Source organism: Bacteroidales bacterium (assembly GCA_018334875.1).
Taxonomy (GTDB): Bacteria; Bacteroidota; Bacteroidia; order Bacteroidales; family UBA12077; genus JAGXLC01.
In genome coordinates this window covers 1-19,911 of sequence record JAGXLC010000056.1, presented here as the reverse complement: position 1 = coordinate 19,911, position 19,911 = coordinate 1, and the positions used below count along the sequence as shown (strand labels likewise).

The window sequence follows — 19,911 nt, the reverse complement described above, 5'->3', positions numbered from 1 at the left end:
TCCAACAATGTAACCATTTCACAATTTAACCATTCCCCAGATACAAATACCGAATGTAAATGGTCTGCTCATTAGCCCTAAGCACTGCTTCGCATTCAATCATTCAATCATTCAATCATTGAAGGGGTGACCAGGATTGATACTTTTTCTTAAAAAGAATCCAAGATCAGCTAAAGATCCTCCAAAATAAACGATATGGCATCTTTTTGACTGAAATGGTATATCATTCTGTCCAGGTAGGCCAAGGGAATGCCGATTTGCTCACAACCCCGGCGAAGGCCGTCTTCCACCGATTCATAAATATACTTCGTATCCTGGAGTTTGTGCCGATCAACCTCCAGGCCAAAATTCTCTCTGAGCACATCAGTTATTCCTGTGTTCAAACCTATCACATCAATGGACATCCCCACCTCAATCATATATTCGGAAGCACTTTTCAGCTTAAAATAGGAATTGCGTTTGATAAGGAGGTTGCGAATTTCTTTATAGCCCAATTTATTGTGATCAATATCATCCAGCAATACAAAATGACCATTATAGATTACACTGGGATGAGACAGCAAAGCATGAATCTTCTCCGCTTGTTTGTTATAAAAACGGGTGGCCTTATATTCCTTCAGAATACCTGCAATGTATTCCCTGCGAAGCTCCTTTTTTGTCAATAAAACACTTAAACTAAGACGCTCACTAAATTCCCGTAACCTTATTTCGTCTTTTTCCAGCTCATATAGCATATCTGCTCCACCTACAGTGCATATCTTCAATATCAGGTTAAACCAAAGTTCTTCTTCACTCATCTCCTTATACAAACCCAGTTGAGGGGGCGTAATGCGATCAAGAAGATATTTTGCCAGTTCCGTTATCTTCTGTATATCCTCACGAGAAAGATAAGTTTTGTGATTTACAGAGCTTATATACATTTTACAGTTATTGAGAAATGAATTTTATAATTTCGTTTAAAAATAAGAAATTTTCACTGACTTAAGGGCATTGACTTTAATGAATTAATATAAAGGATTTTGAGAATGCAAATATAATACCCTATGAATCAAATACAAAACTATGACTAATATCCAGGTAAAATTGTTTTTTTTGTTTGGATAAGAATTTCCTATTTTTATGCTAAAAAATTATGAAAGCACTTGTTCTGGAAGATTACAACAAGCTAACATACAAAGATGTGCCAAAACCGGAAATCCATTCCGATGAAGTACTTATCAAGGTGAAGGCAGCAGGTATTTGTGGCAGCGATGTACATGGAATGGATGGCAGTTCGGGTCGGCGGGAACCTCCTGTTATTATGGGACATGAGGCTTCAGGAATGATCGAAGAGAGCGGTTCGGAAGTTAAAGGATGGAAGAAAGGCGATCCGGTAACTTTCGACTCAACAGTTTATAAACTTGATGATTGGTATACCCGAAGGGGATATTATAACCTGAGCGACGGACGCAAAGTACTTGGAGTTTCCTGTGAAGACTACCGCCTGGATGGGGCTTTTGCCGAGTATGTAAAAGTGCCTGCTCATATTCTGCATAAATTGCCCGAAGGAGTTTCATTCACCGAGGCTGCAATGGTAGAACCTTTAGCGGTTGGTGCCCATGGGGTAGAACTGACTTCCGTGGCTCTTAACGATACGGCTGTAGTTGTAGGTACAGGAATGATCGGTTTGTCAGTTATTCAGATTGTAAAAGAAAGGGGAGTGGGAAAGATCATTGCTATAGATCTTTCCGAGGAAAAACTCAATATTGCCAAACAGGTAGGAGCCACCCATACCATCCAACCGGAGAAAAGCAACGTGCAGGAAGAAATATTAAAACTAACCGGCGATCGGGGTGCCGATATTGCGTTTGAGGCAGTGGGCATTTCCTCCACCCTTCAACAGGCAATTTCTTCCGCCAGGCGGGGAGGTTCGGTCACGCTGCTCGGAAACGTTACACCGGTAACTGAATTTCCCATGCAATATGTGGTAACCCGTCAGATAAGGGTCCAGGGCAGTTGCGCCATATGCGGAGAATATCCGGCTGTGCTGGATATGCTTTCCAGAAAACAGATCGATATCCGGCCCTTACTTAGTGTTGAAGCTCCCCTCTCGGAAGGAGCTCAATGGTTTTATAAACTTTACAACAAAGAAGAAGATATGGTCAAAGTAATACTGAAACCCGAAGAATAAGTAAAATTAAGAACTATGAGCAAAGTAAAAACTGCCATTGTTGGCTGTGGAAAAGTAGCCCATCTGCATGCAAAAGGTCTTGTCAATGCCGAACACTCTGAATTTACTGCAGCTTACAGCCGGAGCATGGAAAAAGCCGAATCCTTTGCCGGGCAGTATAAGGTTAAGCCTTACGACAACCTGACAAAGATGATACAAAACGAAGGAGTTGAAGTGCTGGTCATCTGCACACCCCATCCTTATCATGCGGGACCGGTCATAGAAGGGGCCCGCCTGGGTGTCCATTCTCTGATAGAAAAACCCATGGCCTCATCTTTGAAAGACTGTGACGATATGCTGGAGGCAGCGGATAAATACGGAGTAACACTTGGCGTGGTTAGCCAGCGCAGGTTCTATGAACCGGTAAAACGCATGAAACAGGCCATTGATAAAGGCAAGATCGGTTCACCGGCCCTGGGCCATGTAATCATGTATGGCTGGCGGGATAAGGAATACTACGAGAGCGATGCCTGGCGCGGAACCTGGGACCAGGAAGGTGGAGGCGTGCTGGTCAATCAGGCGCCCCATCAGTTGGACCTGTTTCAGTGGTTTATGGGAGAAATCAAAGAAGTTTACGGTACCTGGAGAAATCTCAACCATCCCTATATTGAGGTGGAAGACACAGCCCTGGCCATAGTGAAATTCAAAAACAACGCCATCGGTAATATTCTGGTCAGCAACTCACAAAAACCGGGCATATACGGAAAAGTACATATCAACGGTACCAATGGCGCCACCATAGGGGCACAAACAGAAGGAGGCGCCATGTTTATTGCCGGATCAACCAACGTACAGGAGACACCGTTTAATGATCTCTGGACGGTTCCTGGCGAAGAGGATCAGCTAACGCAATGGAAAGAGCAGGATGAAGCCTTCTTTAACAGCATCAATCCTGCGGAATATTACATACAAATGCAGGATGAAGATTTCTGCCAGGCCATTGTCAACAACCGGGATCCCATATTACCAGGCAAAGAAGGCAGAATAACCGTAGAACTTTTTACTGCGATCTATCGCTCGGCACGCAACAACGGTGCGGTACCCTTCCCTTTAAAAGCTGAATAACAATATGTGAAATCAGGTAAATAAAACAAATTATTATAGATTATGAGTGAGACATATCTGGTAATTAGCGTAGCCGCAGCAATACTGATACTGCTGTTTCTCGTGCTCAAATTAAAAATTCATGCCTTTCTTTCTTTGCTCCTCACAAGTATCATTGTCGGCCTAATGACAGGCATGGAGTTCACCTCTATTATCGAAAGCATTGAAGAAGGCATGGCCAGTACGCTGGGATTTGTCGCCACCGTCGTTGGACTGGGCGCGATCTTTGGACAGCTTTTGGAAGCTTCGGGTGGAGCCGAGTCCATAGCCCATTATATGCTGAAAAAATTTGGATGGGAAAAGGCCTCGTGGGCACTGGTGTTCACTGGTTTTATTATTGCCATACCTGTATTTCTGGATGTAGGTTTTGTTATTCTCATCCCGATCATATATGCGTTGGGTCGGGAAACAAAACGTTCGCTTTTATTGTATGGAATACCCTTGCTGGCCGGTTTGGCTGTGACCCATGCATTCATACCGCCTACGCCAGGCCCGGTTGCAGTAGCACAAATTCTGGATGTCCAGCTTGGATGGATCATCATTTTTGGTATTATTGTCGGTATTCCTACCGCCATTATTGCGGGACCGGTTTTTGGAAAATACATCAGCAAAAAAATCCAACTAAGCCCACCGGACTATTTCACGGCCGATAAGGTTGAAGATAAACCGGAAATATACCCTTCTTTCAGGACAGTAGTGCTCATTATAGCATTGCCTCTGGTTTTGATTATCATCCATTCTGTCACGGAAATCCTCTACAAAAATGACATCATGATCAGTGAAAACGTGTACCAGATTTTTGCACTGATCGGCCATCCGTTCACCGCGCTTACAATCGCTACATTGCTTGCCCTTTATGTATTGGGGTATAAAAAAGGCTTCAGCAAGGCAAAACTTTCCCGGCTTTCGGGTAAGGCACTGGGGCCGGCCGGATTGATTATCCTGGTTACCGGTGCCGGCGGAGTTTTTAAACAGGTACTCATCGACAGCGGGGTCGGTGAAATGGTGGCTGAAAACATGAAAAATTCAAGTATGCCACCGATTGTGCTGGCATACCTGCTGGCTGTTATTGTTCGCGTTACCCAGGGTTCAAACACCGTCTCCATGATAACCGCAGCAGGCATTATGGCACCGGTCCTCCCGGTCTTTGATCTTTCCCAGATGCAGACCGCTTTGGTGGTACTTTCTATCGCCTCGGGAGCCACCATCCTCTCCCATGTCAACGATAGCGGTTTCTGGCTTGTGGGAAAATATATGGGAATGGATGAAAAACAAACGCTGAAATCCTGGACGATCATGGAAACCATTATTTCTATTACAGGTTTTATTATGGTATTGCTGCTTAGTCTGTTTATTTAATTTTAACCTGCACTATTCAAAAATCCCGCTGAGGAAGCGGGATAGTGAAGTTTTTGAATGCGGGATGGTTTGCGGGATGGATGCAGGCTCGCCTTCGCGAAGCTTCTGCGGAGCAAGGTAACCCCGCATTAGAAAAACCGGCTTTTTGCGAAATTTATTGAAGCAAAAAGCCAGGTTTTTCAATAGCGACAGAATTATTTGAGAATAATTCGGGTTAAACATCAAAATACAAATTGATTGTGTATTCTCTAAAATAACTGAAAGATGAACAAAATAAAAGCAGGATTCATAGGAGCCGGAGGCATAGCCAAAGCACATGCGTACGCATTACAGGCCTTGAAATTCTATTACCCTGATTCACCCGAGATCGAATTTATGGCTGTAACTTCAGCCAGGGAATCGAGCCGGTCGGAATTTGCGAAAAAATATGGTTTTGAAAAGGCTTTGGATCTAAAATCCTTCATTAATGACGGCGAAATCAATACAGTATTCATTCTCAGCCCAAATAACCAGCACTATGTGCATCTTGAAGCCGCCCTGCAGATGAAGGGGGTGGAAAGAATTTATCTGGAAAAACCCATTTGTTCCACCAAAGAGGAAGAGGAGAAAATAGCCGAATGGCTTCAGTCAAACAGCAGCAATAAAAAAATACAGGTAGGGTTTCAGTTCCTTTTCTCCTCACCCGTACGGGAGGCTTTGAATTTCCTGATGGAGCAAGACTTCGGACAACCCATCCACTTCTCCTTTACCTATAAACACACCGATTACCTAAAAAAAAGCTACAGGGAGAAACGCAGGAACAGGCTTACTTCTGCTCCCGACGGGGGCGCTATGGCCGACTTGGGATCTCATTCCATCAGTATGCTTGTAGCCTTTCTCGGAGATTCGCTCAGCATTACCAATGCTTTACAGGGAGGAGCTTTCCCGGATGTACCGGCAGATTCTGATCTGTACAGCGAAATATCTCTTGTCGATAAAAAAACAGGGGCCGTGGGGAATCTTTCAGCCAGCCGAATTAGTGCAGGAATGGGTGATGTGCTTGGGTTTGACATGTATTTTTATAACGGCGCGCTACGCTATAACTCATTTTACCCCGACCGCTTTGAATATTGCCTGGGAAGTGAAAATCAATGGACCACGGTCTTTACCGGGAGCAACTTTGAGCCGGTAACCGGATTTCCGTCAAAACATGTGCCGGGTGGCTGGCTTCGTGCCCTCAAACATGCACATTATGTATTTTTAACCGGAGCGGATTCCAGGGCCTTTATGCCCGGCCTTGAACACGGACTTGAGGTTCAGCGATTGGTAAGGGAAACAGCCCAGCACATGGAGGAATTCAGAAATAAACTCAACCGGTAATATAGCAGGAGCAACTCATGTAAAAGAAGAAATTGCCATGTAACATTATAGATAAGATAAAATCAATAGGAAGTTGTAATATAGGGGGAGCAACGGTCTCAAAACCGGCTCCGCCCTTTATTTTTACTGATAAGAAACAAAATTAAAAGGTATGCTGGTCAACTCCTGAAAGGTCTTCCCTGATTCCAGAATATCTTCATCATCCTCCATGTAACACCATTCAATGGTTACGTTCTTATTATGCTTTTCCAGTTTCTCCAATTTTTTAATAATCTGCAACAACATTTTAGAAGAAGATGTATTGAAGTATTCCAGATTGAACCGGATGGAAGTCTTTGGATGAGGATTTGAAAAATATTCCTCAATCCAAATCAGGATGGGATTATAAAAACCCCTGGCATCATCCGGAAGAGACCTCCCCGAAAATTGTATGGTTCCGTCGGTTCCTGTCCTGTCCAGCAAGATTTCAGGAGTACGCTGGGTCGCCGGTATTTTTACATATTCCTGGCCGGGAACATTCTCAATTTCTTTATATAATTTTTTAAGACCAATCTGGTTCATAAGCCATAAGTTTAATTCTAATTGTCAAATTTAATGATTAGAACAACACAAAATCAAAAAGATTTATTAAGCATTTGTTATTTTTTGATAAGTGTAAAAATTCTTTAGACGAATGGAATTTATACATCTTATAACTGCATTTGTTTTTTTACTTTTCCTCTTTTTAAAAATTAATTAGATTTGATACCCTGATTTAAATCCCAATGTCAAGATGGAGAACACAAAAAAGAAGAACCGATATAAAAGAATATATGATCAGCTTTCGGGTCTATTACCCAAAAGTGATGATACACTTGCAAGAATGTCCACGGTTATTGCCGTTTTGCACCATAAAATGGACCATTTCTTCTGGACGGGGTATTATTTCCTGAAAAATGACAGGCTTATTGTAGGACCCTATCAGGGGCCTGTGGCCTGCCAGGAACTGGAAAAAGGCAAAGGTGTGTGCTGGACGGGGATTGAACGGCAAATACCGGTTATTGTTCCCGATGTAGAACAATTCCCGGGGCATATTGCGTGTGATTCCCGTTCCAGATCGGAAATTGTTGTTCCCTTACAAAACAGAAACGGTAAGATCACTGGTGTACTGGACATTGACAGCAAAGAACTGGATTCATTCGATAATACGGATGAAGAAGAATTATCACGGATCATCCGGCTGATTTATAAAACTTTGTAAATACCTGCTCAGCAAATTCAATGAAATCATTAAAATTCCAATGTATTGCTTTTTTTCTTTTACTGCCCTTTACGGTATTAAGCCAGTTGAATATTGATTATTATATTCAAAAAGGCCGGGAACAGCTTTATCATTACAGGTATTCCGAGGCCATCAAAACTTTCAATACGGTTCTGGAATACCGGCCTCATCACCCCACAGCTTACTTTTTAAGAGGCACAGCCAAATACAACCTTCAGGATTATTATGGAGCCGAAAGGGATTATTCTCAGGCAATAGAATCCAAAAACAATGCCGTTGAAGCTTATTATTACCGGGCGATGTCACGCATTCAGCTTTATAACTTCCAGGGGGCCATTGAAGATTTCAACACCACACTCAAATTTGTTACGGGCCAGCCAGAGCTGTTTGTCCAAAGAGGTTTTTGCAAGCTACGCCTCGAAAATTACCGGGAAGCAATAGAAGATTTCAATAAAGCCCTGGAAAAAAATAAAAAAAACAAAAGGGCATATTATTACCGGGCTATAAGCGAACTCAACCTGGATGATACTACGGCCACGCTCCAGGACCTTTCCATGGCAATTCAGATAGATTCTGCATTTACAAATGCTTATGTTACAAGAGGAAGAATATATCATCAACAGGAAAAATATTCCCGTGCCCTGGAAGATTTTGACCGGGCCCTTCATTTTGAATCCGACAATTCACAGGCATTGATCCACCGGTCGCTCACCCACTATCAGTTGAATCAATATCAAAATGCTTTGGAGGATCTCGACCGCGTTATTAAAATTGAGCCTGCAAATGCTCTGGCTTATTATAACAGGGCATTGCTGAAAACTGAGATTGGAGCCTATGATGATGCCATTGAAGATTACAACCAGGTGCTGCAATACAACCCTCAGAATATTCTTACCTATTTCAACAGAGGCCTGCTAAGGATGGAACGTGAAGAACACGGCAAAGCCATTCGTGATTTTTCAATGGCCATCCGGTTCTTTCCTAATTTTGCCAAGGCTTATATCAACCGTTCCATTGCCCGCAGAGAGCTCGGGGATCAGGAGGGTGCTATGAAAGACCGACAAAAAGCCAGACAAATTACCCAAGCCTATCAGGATAACAGGCTGGAAAGAGTCAATTTCGCCGATACCACCGAAAACTTCAAACGACTGATCTCCCTCCAGGGCAGCCAGAACATGCCCCGACATTTCGGTAACATTCAACAATCCATTGAACCCCGCAACATTTTCACCCTATACTATAGCCGGGGAAACGATAAAAACCTCACCGAAAAATTCAAAAAGTACCTGGGAGATTCTTTAATAACCCGGGAAGTGTCATATCTCGACAAATTTTTTATTCTGGGGACCGATCGCCGGGATACCCAATCCAAAGATTATTACCTTAAGAAAATTGATCAGATAACGGACAGCATAGAACGTTATCCCGGGAAAGGGAAATACCTTTTTAAAAGGGCCCTGCTGAAAGAACACACCAAAAATTACAACGGTGCACTGAATGACCTGTCTTTGGCTGGCAAACATACGGAGAATCAGTTTCTGATCCATTTTCTCAGAGCCAATATCAGATCCAGGATGATTCAATATATCAAAATGATGGAAGACGATACCCGGATCATCAATATTGATTTGAACAACCAGCTTGTTGAAGAACCCATCAGCAGAGAAGTGACCTTTCATGATTACAACAAGGTAATCCAGGACTATAACCGGGCTGTAAAGCTTGCTCCAAGATTTATATATACCTATTACAACAGAGCCAATATAAAAATTGAAAATAAAAACCATGAAGGAGCCATCAACGATTATGATAAGGTGACCTTCCTGGATTCGGAATTTTCACAGGCCTATTTCAACCGGGGCCTAACTTACATCTATCTTCAGCAGACAACCAAAGGATGCATTGACATCAGCAAAGCCGGCGAACTGGGTATTGAAGAAGCGTATAATGTCATTAAGCTTTATTGTCAATAGGAAGACAGTATGCAGCTTACTATATTGCAGAACCAAATTTAGGGAAATAAGATATAGTGAAACAGTTGGCAATGGGCAAAAGGCAGTTGGCAAAATTTGCCAGAATATTCTGATGGCCACAGCCCGAGGCAACAATTTGACAATGTAACACTGTAATAATAAGACCGTAGTCCTTCTACTCTTCGCCTTAGCCTCCTTTTAACAAGTATGCAGGGAAAGAAGCAAAACTGCAATTGCCATAATTACAGTTTACAGTATCATAATTACAATTGACATTGCCATAATTGCAGTTTACAATGAATAAAATGCATATTACAGCAAACGAATTAAACCATACAATCGACAAATTATATCATACAGTCAATAAATTGAATCTTACATTCAAAAAATTATATTGTACAACTGTCAAATTAAATCTTACATTCACCAAATTGACTGATACAATCAATAAATTGAATTATACATTCAGCAAATTGAATCATGCAATCGAAAAATTGAGTTGTACAATTAACTAAATGAATCATACAATCGGCAAATTAAATCATACAAATGATAAATTGTATCCAGCAATCCACAAAATTATTATTACATGGAGCAGAACGAAAGATTACCCTGCCAATCGGAATATTAACCTTGCTAATCCGAATTCCGTTATTTCAAAAAAAATATCAAGCTAGAATCCTGTAAATCATGAAATGGTTAAGTTGAAACCTAAATTTGGGAAATCGAATGCCTGTAAAGATAAAAAGAACATTATCCAAACGTTCAGAAAAAACATGAGCCATGATCTCTGGCTAATAATACTTAATATACTTATGATAAATGCTTTTCTTCATCACATGGGTGGAGTGTTTGTCGATGAGCTTGTTGATATAGAGCTCATCCAGCAGATTCCAGCGTTTAATGTCGAATGGTTCCTCAGGTAAAAGATATTCCCAGACTTCCCGGCAGGTTTCCATATGGTTCAGATCATCGTGGGCCACTGTTTTTACCTCATACCTTTGCTTAATTTGTTCCATGATCTCAAACAAACCCTCTATCCACTCCTGGATCCGCTTATACTCATAGCTGGTATAAAAATCTATGAAACTGTCAATGGTCTCATGCAATTCCCTTTCAACCAGCACTACCCTGGAATGGGGAAAAATCTTCTTAAGGTCATCCATCAGATATAGAAGCGCCGGATCAGCATCCCCTATATTTCTTGCCTCATGACTCCGCATCAGTTCATTAAGATCCTGGATATTGGAACAGAAACGCGTAGCCTCATGGTAACAAAATGAATTGTTGTAAGTAAAAAAATTGGCAAGCCAGCTTGTCCTGGACCTTGGTAATCCTGTGATAAAAAAATTATTCTTCATAGCTGTTCCTGTTTAAAACTCAAAATGGCTTAAATTTAGTAATATAATTTCAAGAGCCTAAGAATTACCCGTTAAATTTTCTCCTGTCATTTCAATACCTCCGGCAGTTCGAACAAAACCTCCGGTTGTATTGTTACTTTGTATAAACCAAAAAAACAATACGACTATGAAAACTTTATTAATTACAATTTTTGCCATGTTAATCGCATTTTCCGGTCATTCGCAAGATGAAAAGAAGCTCGAAAATAAGAATTTTCACGACTTTATCGTCGAGGACATCGACGGCAACACGTTAGACCTTTCAAACCTGAAAGGCAAGAAAGTGCTTGTGGTAAACACCGCTTCAGAATGTGGATACACCCCACAATATGAAGGTTTGCAAAACTTATATGAAAAATATGGCAATGAAGACTTTACAGTAATCGGTTTTCCTGCCAACAATTTTGCCAACCAGGAACCCGGGTCGGATGAGGAGATCAAGCAGTTCTGCAAGAAAAATTACGGAGTTACCTTTCCCATGATGTCAAAGATCTCGGTAAAAGGGGAAGATCAGCATCCTGTTTACAAGTGGCTTACTATGGCAAAATTTAACGGAGAAATGGACAGCAATGTGCAATGGAATTTTCAGAAATATTTGATCAATGAAAACGGGGAACTGGTAGATGTGCTGTATTCCAAAACCAAACCAAACGATAAAAAAATTCTTTCATGGATTGAGGGAGATTAATGAATAAAAGGGTCAAGACGACACATTGGCTTTAGAATCTGATAATGAGGTTCCCGAAAAAATAATTCAAGCTGATATTTTCAGAAATCCTCATTATCAGATTCAGATTTTTCCGGTTTCAAGTATAATACCCCTTGCCGAAGCATTAACTCCACCAGGCACTGCGTTCCTGAAAGATCCTCACAAAATTTTCAATGGAGCGGTCATAAGTTTTTTCTACATCCTCAGGAAAAAAGCAAGCAGGTAACTCACCCATACGCCGGTGGCTATGAAGACACTCACAACATATACCTTTCTTGTCACAGGGATAGGTACAGTTGCATATCTCTTGATTTTGTTCTTGTTTGCATTCCATAAACTCCGGTATTTTGATTAGACTCTATACACAAATCTATCAAAAAAACAGCCTCCGATAAAAATTATACCGAAGGCTGAAAAAAAAATCCAAGGCGTTAGCCTACAAGCTATTAACCTCAGGTAATGTTATTCTCCCTTAACCTCAAAGGTTATATCTTCGCTTACATCCCGGTGAAGTTTTACAGTAGCCGTATAAGTACCTACTTCTTTAATGGGTTCATCTTTGATCTCAATATTCTTTCTGTCAACTTCAATTCCCTGCTTCTTAAGTTCTTCAGCTATCTGAAGGGTATTCACCGAACCAAAGATCTTTCCTTTTGAACTGGTTTTAGCACCAATAACCAGATTCAAACCTTCCAGTTTCTTTGCCAACTCTTCTGCCTTCTCTTTTTCCTGTTGTTCTTTATGTGCCCTTTGCCTGGCAATTTCTTCATACATCTTCCTGGCAGAAGGTGTGGCCGTTATAGCCATTCCTTTAGGTATAAGATAATTATTGGCATATCCATCCTTAACAGTCACAATGTCGTTCTTATGACCCAAATTCTCAACGTCTTGTTTTAGTATGATTTCCATGACTTGACCATTATTATTTTAACATATCGGTTACATAGGGCAACAACGCCAAATGACGGGCACGCTTAACAGCTCTGGTCACCCTGCGCTGATATTTCTGTGACGTGCCGGTAATTCTTCTCGGGAGTATTTTACCCTGTTCATTTAAAAACTTTTTCAGAAAATCAGGATTCTTATAATCCACATATTTTATTTTGTGCCTTCTGAACCAGCAAAATTTCTTTTTCCTGATATCAATTGCCGGAGGATTGAGATATCTTACTTCTGACTGATTTTGTTGTGCCATGACTTATTCCTCCTTTGTTTTTTGTTCACTACCTTTTTGGGTCTCGGTACTTTTTTCCCTGCGTTTCTTTTCGGCGTATTCAACAGCGTATTTATCCATTTTAACGGTTAAAAAGCGAAGTATACGCTCATCACGCTTAAACTCAATTTCAAGATTCTCAATTGTCTCTCCTTCTGCTTCATATTCAATCAAATGATAAAAACCGGTTGACTTTTTTTCGATGGGATAAGCCAGTTTTCTCAGGCCCCAATCTTCTTCATGAACAATCTCTGCATTATTTTTCCGGAGGATGTTCCTGAACTTTTCAACCGCTTCCTTCATCTGATCTTCAGACAAAACGGGAGTTGCAATGAAAACGGTTTCATAATGTTTTACCATGATTTAAAAATTAGTGATTTAATATTAAACATTTAATGAGCCGCAAAATTAGAATTTTTTAATTTAAATCAAAAAGGATCGGACAATATTTAATGTAGTATATCATTTATTTGGTTAAGGTACTTTCATCAGGAAAAGATCCGTTACATTCAAATTGGGAAAGTGATTTTAATAATTTTGAATCAAAATCTGAAGCATGAGTAAAACAGTGGTTGTTGGTCTGTCAGGCGGGGTAGATTCCAGCATAGCTGCATACCTTCTTAAAAAGGAAGGATATGAGGTGAAAGGATTATTTATGAAAAACTGGGAAGATCAGCAGGGTGTATTGACAAGCAGTTGTCACTGGGAAGATGACCTGAGATTTGCGGAGATGACTGCCAAAAAACTGGAAATACCTTTGCATTTCGTGGATTTCAGCAAAGAATACCGGGAAAAGGTTGTGAATTATATGTTCGCAGAGTACAAAAGGGGAAGAACCCCAAATCCTGATGTACTATGCAACAGGGAAGTTAAATTTGACCTTTTCGCGCGGGAAGCCGAAAAGCTGGGCAGCGATTATATTGCTACGGGTCATTATTGCAAAAAAAAGAGTACAGAGCAGAACGGAAAAACGATTCACTCCCTCCTTGCAGGAATCGATGACAATAAGGAGCAGAGCTACTTTCTCTGTCAGATATCTCAGCAGCAGCTTGCCAGAGCATTATTTCCCCTGGGGGATCTATATAAATCGCAGTGCAGGGAACTGGCCGCATCACTGGGACTTCCAACAGCAGACCGCAGAGACTCTCAGGGCATTTGCTTTGTGGGGAAGGTAGACCTGCCGCAGTTTCTTCAGCAAAAGCTGGCTCCCAAAAGAGGCAACATCATAAAAATTCCTTTGAAACCGCTCCGTGAAGAAAAGCTGGAGACCCCACCCGATAATTTGCGCATGCTTTGCCGGGCTTATGACTTTAGAAAGATCGGAGGAAAAAAGGTGGGCGAGCACCAGGGTGCCCATTATTTCACCATTGGTCAGAGAAAAGGCCTGAATGTGGGCGGTACCAAAGAACCGCTTTATGTATTGGCCACAGATACGGAAAACAATATTGTATATGTAGGTGAAGGAAAAAACCACCCAGGGCTCTATAGAAAGGGCCTTTTTATTGAAAGGATTGACATTCATTGGTTAAGACCCGATCTACAACTGCAACCGGGAGAAGAACAAATTATGGATTTCAGGATTCGTTACCGACAGCCGCTCCAAAAAGGAAAGCTTCTCATGAAAGAAGAGGGTGCGTACATTATATTTGATCAACCCCAACGTGGTGTCACCCCCGGCCAATTTGCAGTTTGGTATGTCGACGGGGAGCTTTTGGGTTCGGGAGTAATAGCTTAAAATAAAAATCTTTTTAGATGAACTCTAAACTAGGGATAGGTTTAGAAATTCCAAATAACAAATTTCAAATAACAAATAAATAACAAATTCCAATACTGAAATTTCAAACACCCCAGAATACAAGCATTAACTTTAATTCAGCGTGTTTAGAACATTGGAATTTGGATATTGCATTTTGTTTGTTATTTGGTGCTTGTTACTTGAGATTTTATATTATCCTCTTATCTACTCTTTAAGCTTACCTACGAATATTTATTCCAGGCTTTCCACCCAGCCATAGGGATCTTCTTCCTCACCATACTGAATGGCCAGCAGTTTCTTGTATAATTTGGTAGAGATGGGTCCCGGTTTACCGTCTTTTGAGTAAGTATAAGTATGTCCTTCATTCAAATCCTTGATCTCTCCAATAGGTGCAATGATGGCCGCAGTGCCGCAGGCACCTACCTCTTCAAAAGAACTCAGCTCTTCTACCGGCACAGGCCTTTTTTCCACTTTCAATCCCAGGTCAGGGGCCATTTCCATGATACTCTTATTGGTAATCGAAGGCAATATAGAACCGGAGTCCGGTGTAATGTATGTATTATCCTTGATACCGAAAAAATTGGCAGCTCCTATCTCATCAATATATTTCTTTTCTTTGGCGTCCAGATAAAGGGGCTGGGTGTATCCTTCGCTCTTGGCTCTGTTGATACCCGGCAGACTGGCAGCATAATTTCCGCCTACCTTATACATACCGGTACCTAAAGGTGCAGTTCGGTCTGAATCCCTGACTATGGCAATTTTGATGGGGTTGAATCCCTCCTTAAAATAGGGACCCACAGGGGTTACAAATACCATAAATAAATATTCTTCTGTAGGTTTTACCCCAATCTCAGCACCGGAGCCAAGCAATAATGGCCGGATATACAACGCCGCGCCAGTTCCATAGGGAGGCAACCATTTTTCATTTAATTTAACAGCCTTGAATATGGCTTCCCTGAATATCTTTTTAGGCACAGGTTCCATGAGTATCCCCCGGGCCGATCTTTGCATTCTTTTAAGATTTTCTTCCCATCGAAAGATCCTGATATCCCCATGTTTCCCCCTATATGCCTTCATTCCCTCAAAGACCTGCTGCCCATAGTGCAAAGCAGTGGCCGCCATGTGGATATTCAGATACTCGGAAGAGGAAACTTCCAACTCTCCCCATTCTCCATCACTAAAATAGCAACGGATGTTATACTCCGTTTTATGATAGCCAAATGGTAAGTTGCTCCAGTCTATATTGCTCATAGCTAATGTATTTTTGTTTCAGAAAGGGTAAACTTAATAATAATTATTCGAACTGAATATGCAAAATATCATGTTCCTCAACAACATCAAGGTTTTTTCAGATCATCAATCCGGTATAACCATAATTTGGACAAGCCAAAATCAAACATGCTGACAAACAAACATCAATCAAAATCAAGATCAAAATCCTGTCTCAATTTACGCAGGTTTTGATTCTTCTTTTCCAGATGGCTGTACTTTTCCTCATCCGTATAGAGTTTTCGGCTACTGGTATCGTGATCCTCCTTAATTAATTCTGCCTGAATATGTATGCTGTTATTGCCCAGCTCTTTCTTCAGGTAAAAAAGCAATTCATTGTAGATTCGTTCTAACTGTGCTTTTTGCAGCTCGTTCTCCAGATAAAACTTTACGTTTAAATCCTCATCTAATGTGGGTTTTCTGGAAAGCAGCATGTTGTATATTCTGGGTTTCTCTCTATAACTTTCGGCAAATTCCTGCCAGGCTTTCTCCAGATCAGACTGATTCAGTGCCTCTCCTTCCTCAACCGTTTGGTCAGGAGATTGTGAAGTACTTTTTGCTTCAGCATCCTGTTGTTCGGAGGATTTCGTTTGCGTTTCGCCGGTTTCTGTATGACTGCCTTTATCCTTCTTCAAGGCACTGTTAATGGAAAATGACACCGGCTGTTGGCTCTGATGAGATTCCTCTGATGGTTGAGTTTTTTGAGCCTTCTTGTTAAGGCTCTCCTTAATCTTTTCGCTTTTCTTACCTTCCGTTACATCTTTTTTCTCTACTTCCCCGCCTGACTCCCGTTCTTCAGGTGCTTTTTTTTTTGCGCTGTCCAGATTACACAGATCAATCATGGCCAGTTCTACATGAAGACGCTGATTCATGCTGGTACGATAACTCACATCATATTGGTTCACCACATTCAAAGCCCGGATAAGGAAATCCACGCTAGCTCTGGATGACTGATCTTTATACTTCTCCCTGATTCCTGCTCCAACCTCCAAAAGTTCGAGCGTTTTTTCATCTTTGGTAATCAAAAGATCACGGAAATGCTTGCTCAGCCCATTAATAAACTGATGGGCATCAAATCCCTTTTCAAGGATCTCATTAAAAATCACCAGGGCTTCCGCATGATTGCCTTCCATAAAAGCATCTGTCAAACGGAAATAGTAGTCAAAATCCAAAACGTTCAAATTTTCAATGACCTTCGGGTAGGTAATCTGGTCATCTGAAAAACTAACTACCTGATCATATATAGACAAAGCATCACGCATAGCGCCATCGGCCTTCTGGGCGATTATGGTCAATGCATCCCTTTCATACTGAACGCCTTCTTTCTGAGAAATACGCTCGAGAAACTGAACCATCTCCTCCACTTTAATCCGGTTGAAGTCAAAGATCTGGCAACGGCTCAGAATGGTAGGAATAATCTTGTGTTTTTCAGTGGTTGCCAATATGAAAATGGCATGCGGCGGGGGCTCTTCCAGGGTTTTCAGGAAAGCATTAAAAGCAGAGGCGGAAAGCATGTGTACCTCATCAATGATATAGATGCTGTATTTGCCTAACTGTGGCGGAATTCTAACCTGATCGATGAGCGAACGGATGTTGTCCACTGTATTATTGGAAGCTGCGTCTAATTCATGGATATTGGTGGAGCGGTGCTGGTTGAATGCCTTGCAGGATTCACATTCATCACAAGGCTGAAGATCTTCACCCAGATTCTGACAGTTGATGGTTTTGGCAAAAATTCTGGCTATGGTGGTCTTCCCAACTCCCCTTGGTCCACAAAATAAATAAGCCTGCGCCACATGATTGTTCCGGATGGCATTTTTTAAGGTTGTGGTGATAGACGACTGCCCGACAACTGTATCAAATGTTGTCGGTCTGTACTTTCTTGCTGAAACAACGAAATTCTGCATGCTACATTATGCTTTTTCCAATATTCTCACAAAGGTATAATTTAACGGGAATTTTTCAATCAGACTTCGGTTAGTTTTTAATTTTATTTTTTTAAAAAGCACCCTTGTGAATTCAAATATCAAATCTTACATTTGAAATAATTAATAACCCGAATTTTTGGAACTTGAGAAGTACCTATAATTCTTAAAGATTTTCCAAACATGAATAAATTGATCACCTTTTACATGGCAAGATCTCTTCTTGTGTTTTACCTGAGCTTCATCTCCCTTGGTTTCATTAGATGTGGTACCGGCACAGTTTCAGAAAAATCAAAAGACGCCGGCAAAGAGGCCGATACCATACAATACAGCATCAATCTGTCAGATATTAAAATCGGTTACGTGACCCCGTCTCTCAATGCTCCTTTTTATGTAGTATTATCTCAATACATTGAGGAATATTCGAAACGCTACGGGATGAATTTTGTGATGGCTGACGGGCAGGACGATATCATTCAGCAGATTACTTCCATGGAGGACTTGCTTACAACAGGAGTGGATGTTTTAATACTGAACCCACTCGATCATAAGGCTTTGGTCCCTGCCGTCAACTCCGCTGCGGAATCTGGTGTCCCTGTATTCATAGTAGACAGCCGCATTGACCCCGATGCCAAATATATTACCAGTGTTCAGGCATCCAATGAAGGCAATGGTGAATTGATAGGAGAATGGGTGGTTAATCAAATGTCCGGTAAAGATATTAATTTAGCCATGATAAGTGGTAGTCAGGGTAATCCCGTAGGCAGAGAAAAGAGGCTTGGTTTTGTCAGGGGGTTTGTAGAAACCCAGTTGATAACCCAGGGGAATGCTGATTTAAAAATTGTTTTCCAGGGTTGGGGTAACTGGACCCATATAGGTGGATTGGAAGCCATGGAAGATATTTTGGTATCCCATCCCAATGTCAATCTCCTGGTAGCTGAAAATGATGCAATGGGAATGGGCGCATTAAAAGCAATCAATGAATCAGGTAAATCGGAAGATATCATGGTGGTAGGTTTTGATGGTCAGAAGGAAGCGCTCGAGCTAATCAAGGAAGGAGAATACGGCGCAACTGCACTCAACAGTCCCGAGGAATTGGCCAGATTGGTGGTTGAAGCGGTTGTTAAACATTTGGATGGGGAACAGGTGGATAAAGTAATCCATACACCTGCCGTATTAATTACAAAAGATAATGTCGACGAATATTATGATCCCGACGCATTGTTTTAAAACCGTCCATTATGACCACAGTTTTATACAGTACGGAGAAATTGAAATTCAACGTCAACGAAAGTGAAAGGATGATTCAAGTATATAGGATGCCATCATGAGCCAGGTAGAACTACAGAATATTTGCAAATCTTTTGGTGGTATTTCAGCCTTAAAGGATGTTACATTCAAGGTTGAACCGGGCGAAATCCATGCTGTTGTAGGCCAGAATGGTGCGGGAAAATCCACCCTTATGAAAATTCTTTCGGGTGCCCATTTGAAAGATTCCGGGAAAATCTTTGTTGATAATAGAGAGGTAAATATAAAGACCACCCATGACAGTAAAAAACTGGGAATCAGTATTATTTATCAGGAATTTTCGTTAATACCGGATCTGTCGGTTGCCGAAAACATTTTTTTTAGCAGACTGGGTGATGAAGGTTTATGGGTGAATTGGAAAAGGATGAAAAAGGATGTGGACTCGCTCATTAATGATATTGGCTTCCGCATCAATCCTTCACTTAAAGTAGCCGAACTCAGTATTGCTCATCAACAGATCGTAGAAATTGCAAAAGCCTTGTCAGAAAAAGCTCATGTTCTCATTCTGGATGAACCCTCCGCAGTTTTAGGTCCCCACGAAATAAAGAAACTGTTTGATACCCTGAATCGATTAAAGAATGAGGGTGTTTCCATCATTTATATTTCCCATCATTTAAATGAGATATTTCAACTGGCTGACCGGGTGACCGTTTTAAAGGATGGAAACTCCCACGGAAGCTTAAGGGTATCTGAAACAAACAGAGATCAAATTATCAAAATGATGCTGGGAAGATCGCTTCATACGATGTTTCCGTGGCGTGATTCAAAGATTGGGGAAGAAATCATAAGAACAAAAGGGATTCACGTTGCAGACAAAGTGAAAGGTGTATCGCTTTCAGCAAGAGCAGGAGAAGTATTAGGGATTGCAGGACTTGTGGGGAGCGGACGGACAGAAACAGTTAGGGCTATATTTGGTGCTGACCGGAAGACAGGAGGGAAAGCATTTTTGTTTGGAAGACCGCTTCGAATCCGGTCACCTCATAGTGCAGTAAGAAAGGGTATTGGCATGGTACCTGAAGACAGAAAACAACAGGGTGTGATCCTTTCATTATCTATTCAACAAAAT

Annotated in this window: 19 protein-coding genes; 10 read left to right on the top strand and 9 right to left on the bottom strand. The window is 41.3% G+C overall.

The window, feature by feature from the left end:
- Positions 1 to 170 precede the first annotated feature (170 nt).
- Positions 171 to 920, bottom strand: coding sequence for a hypothetical protein (locus KGY70_06970; protein MBS3774908.1), 750 nt, complete (start codon positions 918 to 920; stop codon positions 171 to 173).
- Positions 921 to 1,132: 212 nt separating this feature from the next.
- On the opposite strand from KGY70_06970, the gene KGY70_06965 reads away from it, so the two are divergent.
- From KGY70_06965 to KGY70_06950, 4 genes are all read left to right on the top strand, one after another.
- Entirely contained in the window at positions 1,133 to 2,170 is a 1,038-nt protein-coding gene (locus KGY70_06965; protein MBS3774907.1) for a galactitol-1-phosphate 5-dehydrogenase, read from the top strand.
- Positions 2,171 to 2,185: 15 nt separating this feature from the next.
- A complete protein-coding gene (locus KGY70_06960; protein ID MBS3774906.1) occupies positions 2,186 to 3,274 on the top strand; it encodes a Gfo/Idh/MocA family oxidoreductase in 1,089 nt (362 codons plus the stop codon).
- Positions 3,275 to 3,316: 42 nt separating this feature from the next.
- Positions 3,317 to 4,672 carry a gluconate:H+ symporter gene (locus tag KGY70_06955; protein ID MBS3774905.1) on the top strand — a complete coding sequence of 452 codons (1,356 nt, stop codon included), beginning with the start codon at positions 3,317 to 3,319 and terminating at the stop codon, positions 4,670 to 4,672.
- Positions 4,673 to 4,936: 264 nt separating this feature from the next.
- Positions 4,937 to 6,031, top strand: coding sequence for a Gfo/Idh/MocA family oxidoreductase (locus KGY70_06950; protein MBS3774904.1), 1,095 nt, complete (start codon positions 4,937 to 4,939; stop codon positions 6,029 to 6,031).
- A gap of 123 nt (positions 6,032 to 6,154) precedes the next feature.
- On the opposite strand, the gene KGY70_06945 is transcribed toward KGY70_06950, so the two are convergent.
- Positions 6,155 to 6,592: a DUF1987 domain-containing protein gene (locus KGY70_06945; GenBank protein MBS3774903.1), complete on the bottom strand. Its 438-nt coding sequence runs from the start codon at positions 6,590 to 6,592 to the stop codon at positions 6,155 to 6,157.
- 211 nt (positions 6,593 to 6,803) lie between these two features.
- Between KGY70_06945 and KGY70_06940 the strand changes: the two genes are divergently transcribed.
- Together KGY70_06940 and KGY70_06935 are read left to right on the top strand one after the other, a co-directional pair.
- Positions 6,804 to 7,271: a GAF domain-containing protein gene (locus KGY70_06940; GenBank protein ID MBS3774902.1), complete on the top strand. Its 468-nt coding sequence runs from the start codon at positions 6,804 to 6,806 to the stop codon at positions 7,269 to 7,271.
- A gap of 20 nt (positions 7,272 to 7,291) precedes the next feature.
- Positions 7,292 to 9,265, top strand: a complete 1,974-nt coding sequence (locus tag KGY70_06935; protein ID MBS3774901.1) for a tetratricopeptide repeat protein — start codon at positions 7,292 to 7,294, stop codon at positions 9,263 to 9,265.
- Positions 9,266 to 10,059: 794 nt separating this feature from the next.
- On the opposite strand, the gene KGY70_06930 is transcribed toward KGY70_06935, so the two are convergent.
- On the bottom strand, positions 10,060 to 10,626 hold the full coding sequence (locus KGY70_06930; GenBank protein MBS3774900.1) for a hypothetical protein: 567 nt from the start codon (positions 10,624 to 10,626) through the stop codon (positions 10,060 to 10,062).
- A 166-nt stretch (positions 10,627 to 10,792) separates the two neighbouring features.
- Between KGY70_06930 and KGY70_06925 the strand changes: the two genes are divergently transcribed.
- Positions 10,793 to 11,353 (top strand): glutathione peroxidase, encoded by a 561-nt coding sequence (locus KGY70_06925; GenBank protein MBS3774899.1) that lies wholly within the window; start codon positions 10,793 to 10,795, stop codon positions 11,351 to 11,353.
- A gap of 145 nt (positions 11,354 to 11,498) precedes the next feature.
- Here the strand turns inward: KGY70_06925 and KGY70_06920 are convergent, their stop codons facing one another.
- The 4 genes from KGY70_06920 to KGY70_06905 form a co-directional block, all read right to left on the bottom strand.
- A complete protein-coding gene (locus KGY70_06920; GenBank protein MBS3774898.1) occupies positions 11,499 to 11,708 on the bottom strand; it encodes a hypothetical protein in 210 nt (69 codons plus the stop codon).
- Between the two features lie 128 nt (positions 11,709 to 11,836).
- A complete protein-coding gene (gene rplI, locus KGY70_06915; protein MBS3774897.1) occupies positions 11,837 to 12,283 on the bottom strand; it encodes a 50S ribosomal protein L9 in 447 nt (148 codons plus the stop codon).
- A gap of 13 nt (positions 12,284 to 12,296) precedes the next feature.
- The gene (rpsR, locus tag KGY70_06910) at positions 12,297 to 12,569 is read right to left on the bottom strand and encodes a 30S ribosomal protein S18 (protein MBS3774896.1); all 273 of its coding nucleotides are present in this window, start codon (positions 12,567 to 12,569) and stop codon (positions 12,297 to 12,299) included.
- Positions 12,570 to 12,572: 3 nt separating this feature from the next.
- Positions 12,573 to 12,947, bottom strand: a complete 375-nt coding sequence (locus KGY70_06905) for a 30S ribosomal protein S6 (protein MBS3774895.1) — start codon at positions 12,945 to 12,947, stop codon at positions 12,573 to 12,575.
- A 196-nt stretch (positions 12,948 to 13,143) separates the two neighbouring features.
- Between KGY70_06905 and mnmA the strand changes: the two genes are divergently transcribed.
- A complete protein-coding gene (gene mnmA / locus KGY70_06900) occupies positions 13,144 to 14,322 on the top strand; it encodes a tRNA 2-thiouridine(34) synthase MnmA (protein MBS3774894.1) in 1,179 nt (392 codons plus the stop codon).
- Between the two features lie 252 nt (positions 14,323 to 14,574).
- Here the strand turns inward: mnmA and KGY70_06895 are convergent, their stop codons facing one another.
- Together KGY70_06895 and KGY70_06890 are read right to left on the bottom strand one after the other, a co-directional pair.
- Positions 14,575 to 15,594, bottom strand: a complete 1,020-nt coding sequence (locus tag KGY70_06895; GenBank protein ID MBS3774893.1) for a branched-chain amino acid aminotransferase — start codon at positions 15,592 to 15,594, stop codon at positions 14,575 to 14,577.
- Between the two features lie 164 nt (positions 15,595 to 15,758).
- Positions 15,759 to 17,519 (bottom strand): DNA polymerase III subunit gamma/tau, encoded by a 1,761-nt coding sequence (locus KGY70_06890; protein MBS3774892.1) that lies wholly within the window; start codon positions 17,517 to 17,519, stop codon positions 15,759 to 15,761.
- 201 nt (positions 17,520 to 17,720) lie between these two features.
- Here KGY70_06890 and KGY70_06885 point away from each other — a divergent pair, with 201 nt between their 5' ends.
- Both KGY70_06885 and KGY70_06880 read left to right on the top strand, forming a co-directional pair.
- Positions 17,721 to 18,767 (top strand): substrate-binding domain-containing protein, encoded by a 1,047-nt coding sequence (locus tag KGY70_06885; GenBank protein MBS3774891.1) that lies wholly within the window; start codon positions 17,721 to 17,723, stop codon positions 18,765 to 18,767.
- Between the two features lie 97 nt (positions 18,768 to 18,864).
- On the top strand, positions 18,865 to 19,911 hold a 1,047-nt coding region (locus KGY70_06880; protein ID MBS3774890.1), incomplete at its 3' end, for a sugar ABC transporter ATP-binding protein.

What these genes read in the sequence shown, in the direction of transcription:
- KGY70_06960 (MBS3774906.1), top strand. Translation starts at nt 2,186, where the DNA reads ATGAGCAAAGTAAAAACTGCCATTGTTGGCTGTGGAAAAGTAGCCCAT.
- KGY70_06890 (MBS3774892.1), bottom strand. Translation starts at nt 17,519, where the DNA reads ATGCAGAATTTCGTTGTTTCAGCAAGAAAGTACAGACCGACAACATTT.
- KGY70_06920 (MBS3774898.1), bottom strand. Translation starts at nt 11,708, where the DNA reads ATGGAATGCAAACAAGAACAAAATCAAGAGATATGCAACTGTACCTAT.
- KGY70_06955 (MBS3774905.1), top strand. Translation starts at nt 3,317, where the DNA reads ATGAGTGAGACATATCTGGTAATTAGCGTAGCCGCAGCAATACTGATA.
- mnmA (MBS3774894.1), top strand. Translation starts at nt 13,144, where the DNA reads ATGAGTAAAACAGTGGTTGTTGGTCTGTCAGGCGGGGTAGATTCCAGC.
- KGY70_06930 (MBS3774900.1), bottom strand. Translation starts at nt 10,626, where the DNA reads ATGAAGAATAATTTTTTTATCACAGGATTACCAAGGTCCAGGACAAGC.
- KGY70_06885 (MBS3774891.1), top strand. Translation starts at nt 17,721, where the DNA reads ATGAATAAATTGATCACCTTTTACATGGCAAGATCTCTTCTTGTGTTT.
- KGY70_06970 (MBS3774908.1), bottom strand. Translation starts at nt 920, where the DNA reads ATGTATATAAGCTCTGTAAATCACAAAACTTATCTTTCTCGTGAGGAT.
- KGY70_06940 (MBS3774902.1), top strand. Translation starts at nt 6,804, where the DNA reads ATGGAGAACACAAAAAAGAAGAACCGATATAAAAGAATATATGATCAG.
- rpsR (MBS3774896.1), bottom strand. Translation starts at nt 12,569, where the DNA reads ATGGCACAACAAAATCAGTCAGAAGTAAGATATCTCAATCCTCCGGCA.
- KGY70_06945 (MBS3774903.1), bottom strand. Translation starts at nt 6,592, where the DNA reads ATGAACCAGATTGGTCTTAAAAAATTATATAAAGAAATTGAGAATGTT.
- rplI (MBS3774897.1), bottom strand. Translation starts at nt 12,283, where the DNA reads ATGGAAATCATACTAAAACAAGACGTTGAGAATTTGGGTCATAAGAAC.
- KGY70_06925 (MBS3774899.1), top strand. Translation starts at nt 10,793, where the DNA reads ATGAAAACTTTATTAATTACAATTTTTGCCATGTTAATCGCATTTTCC.
- KGY70_06895 (MBS3774893.1), bottom strand. Translation starts at nt 15,594, where the DNA reads ATGAGCAATATAGACTGGAGCAACTTACCATTTGGCTATCATAAAACG.
- KGY70_06965 (MBS3774907.1), top strand. Translation starts at nt 1,133, where the DNA reads ATGAAAGCACTTGTTCTGGAAGATTACAACAAGCTAACATACAAAGAT.
- KGY70_06905 (MBS3774895.1), bottom strand. Translation starts at nt 12,947, where the DNA reads ATGGTAAAACATTATGAAACCGTTTTCATTGCAACTCCCGTTTTGTCT.
- KGY70_06935 (MBS3774901.1), top strand. Translation starts at nt 7,292, where the DNA reads ATGAAATCATTAAAATTCCAATGTATTGCTTTTTTTCTTTTACTGCCC.
- KGY70_06950 (MBS3774904.1), top strand. Translation starts at nt 4,937, where the DNA reads ATGAACAAAATAAAAGCAGGATTCATAGGAGCCGGAGGCATAGCCAAA.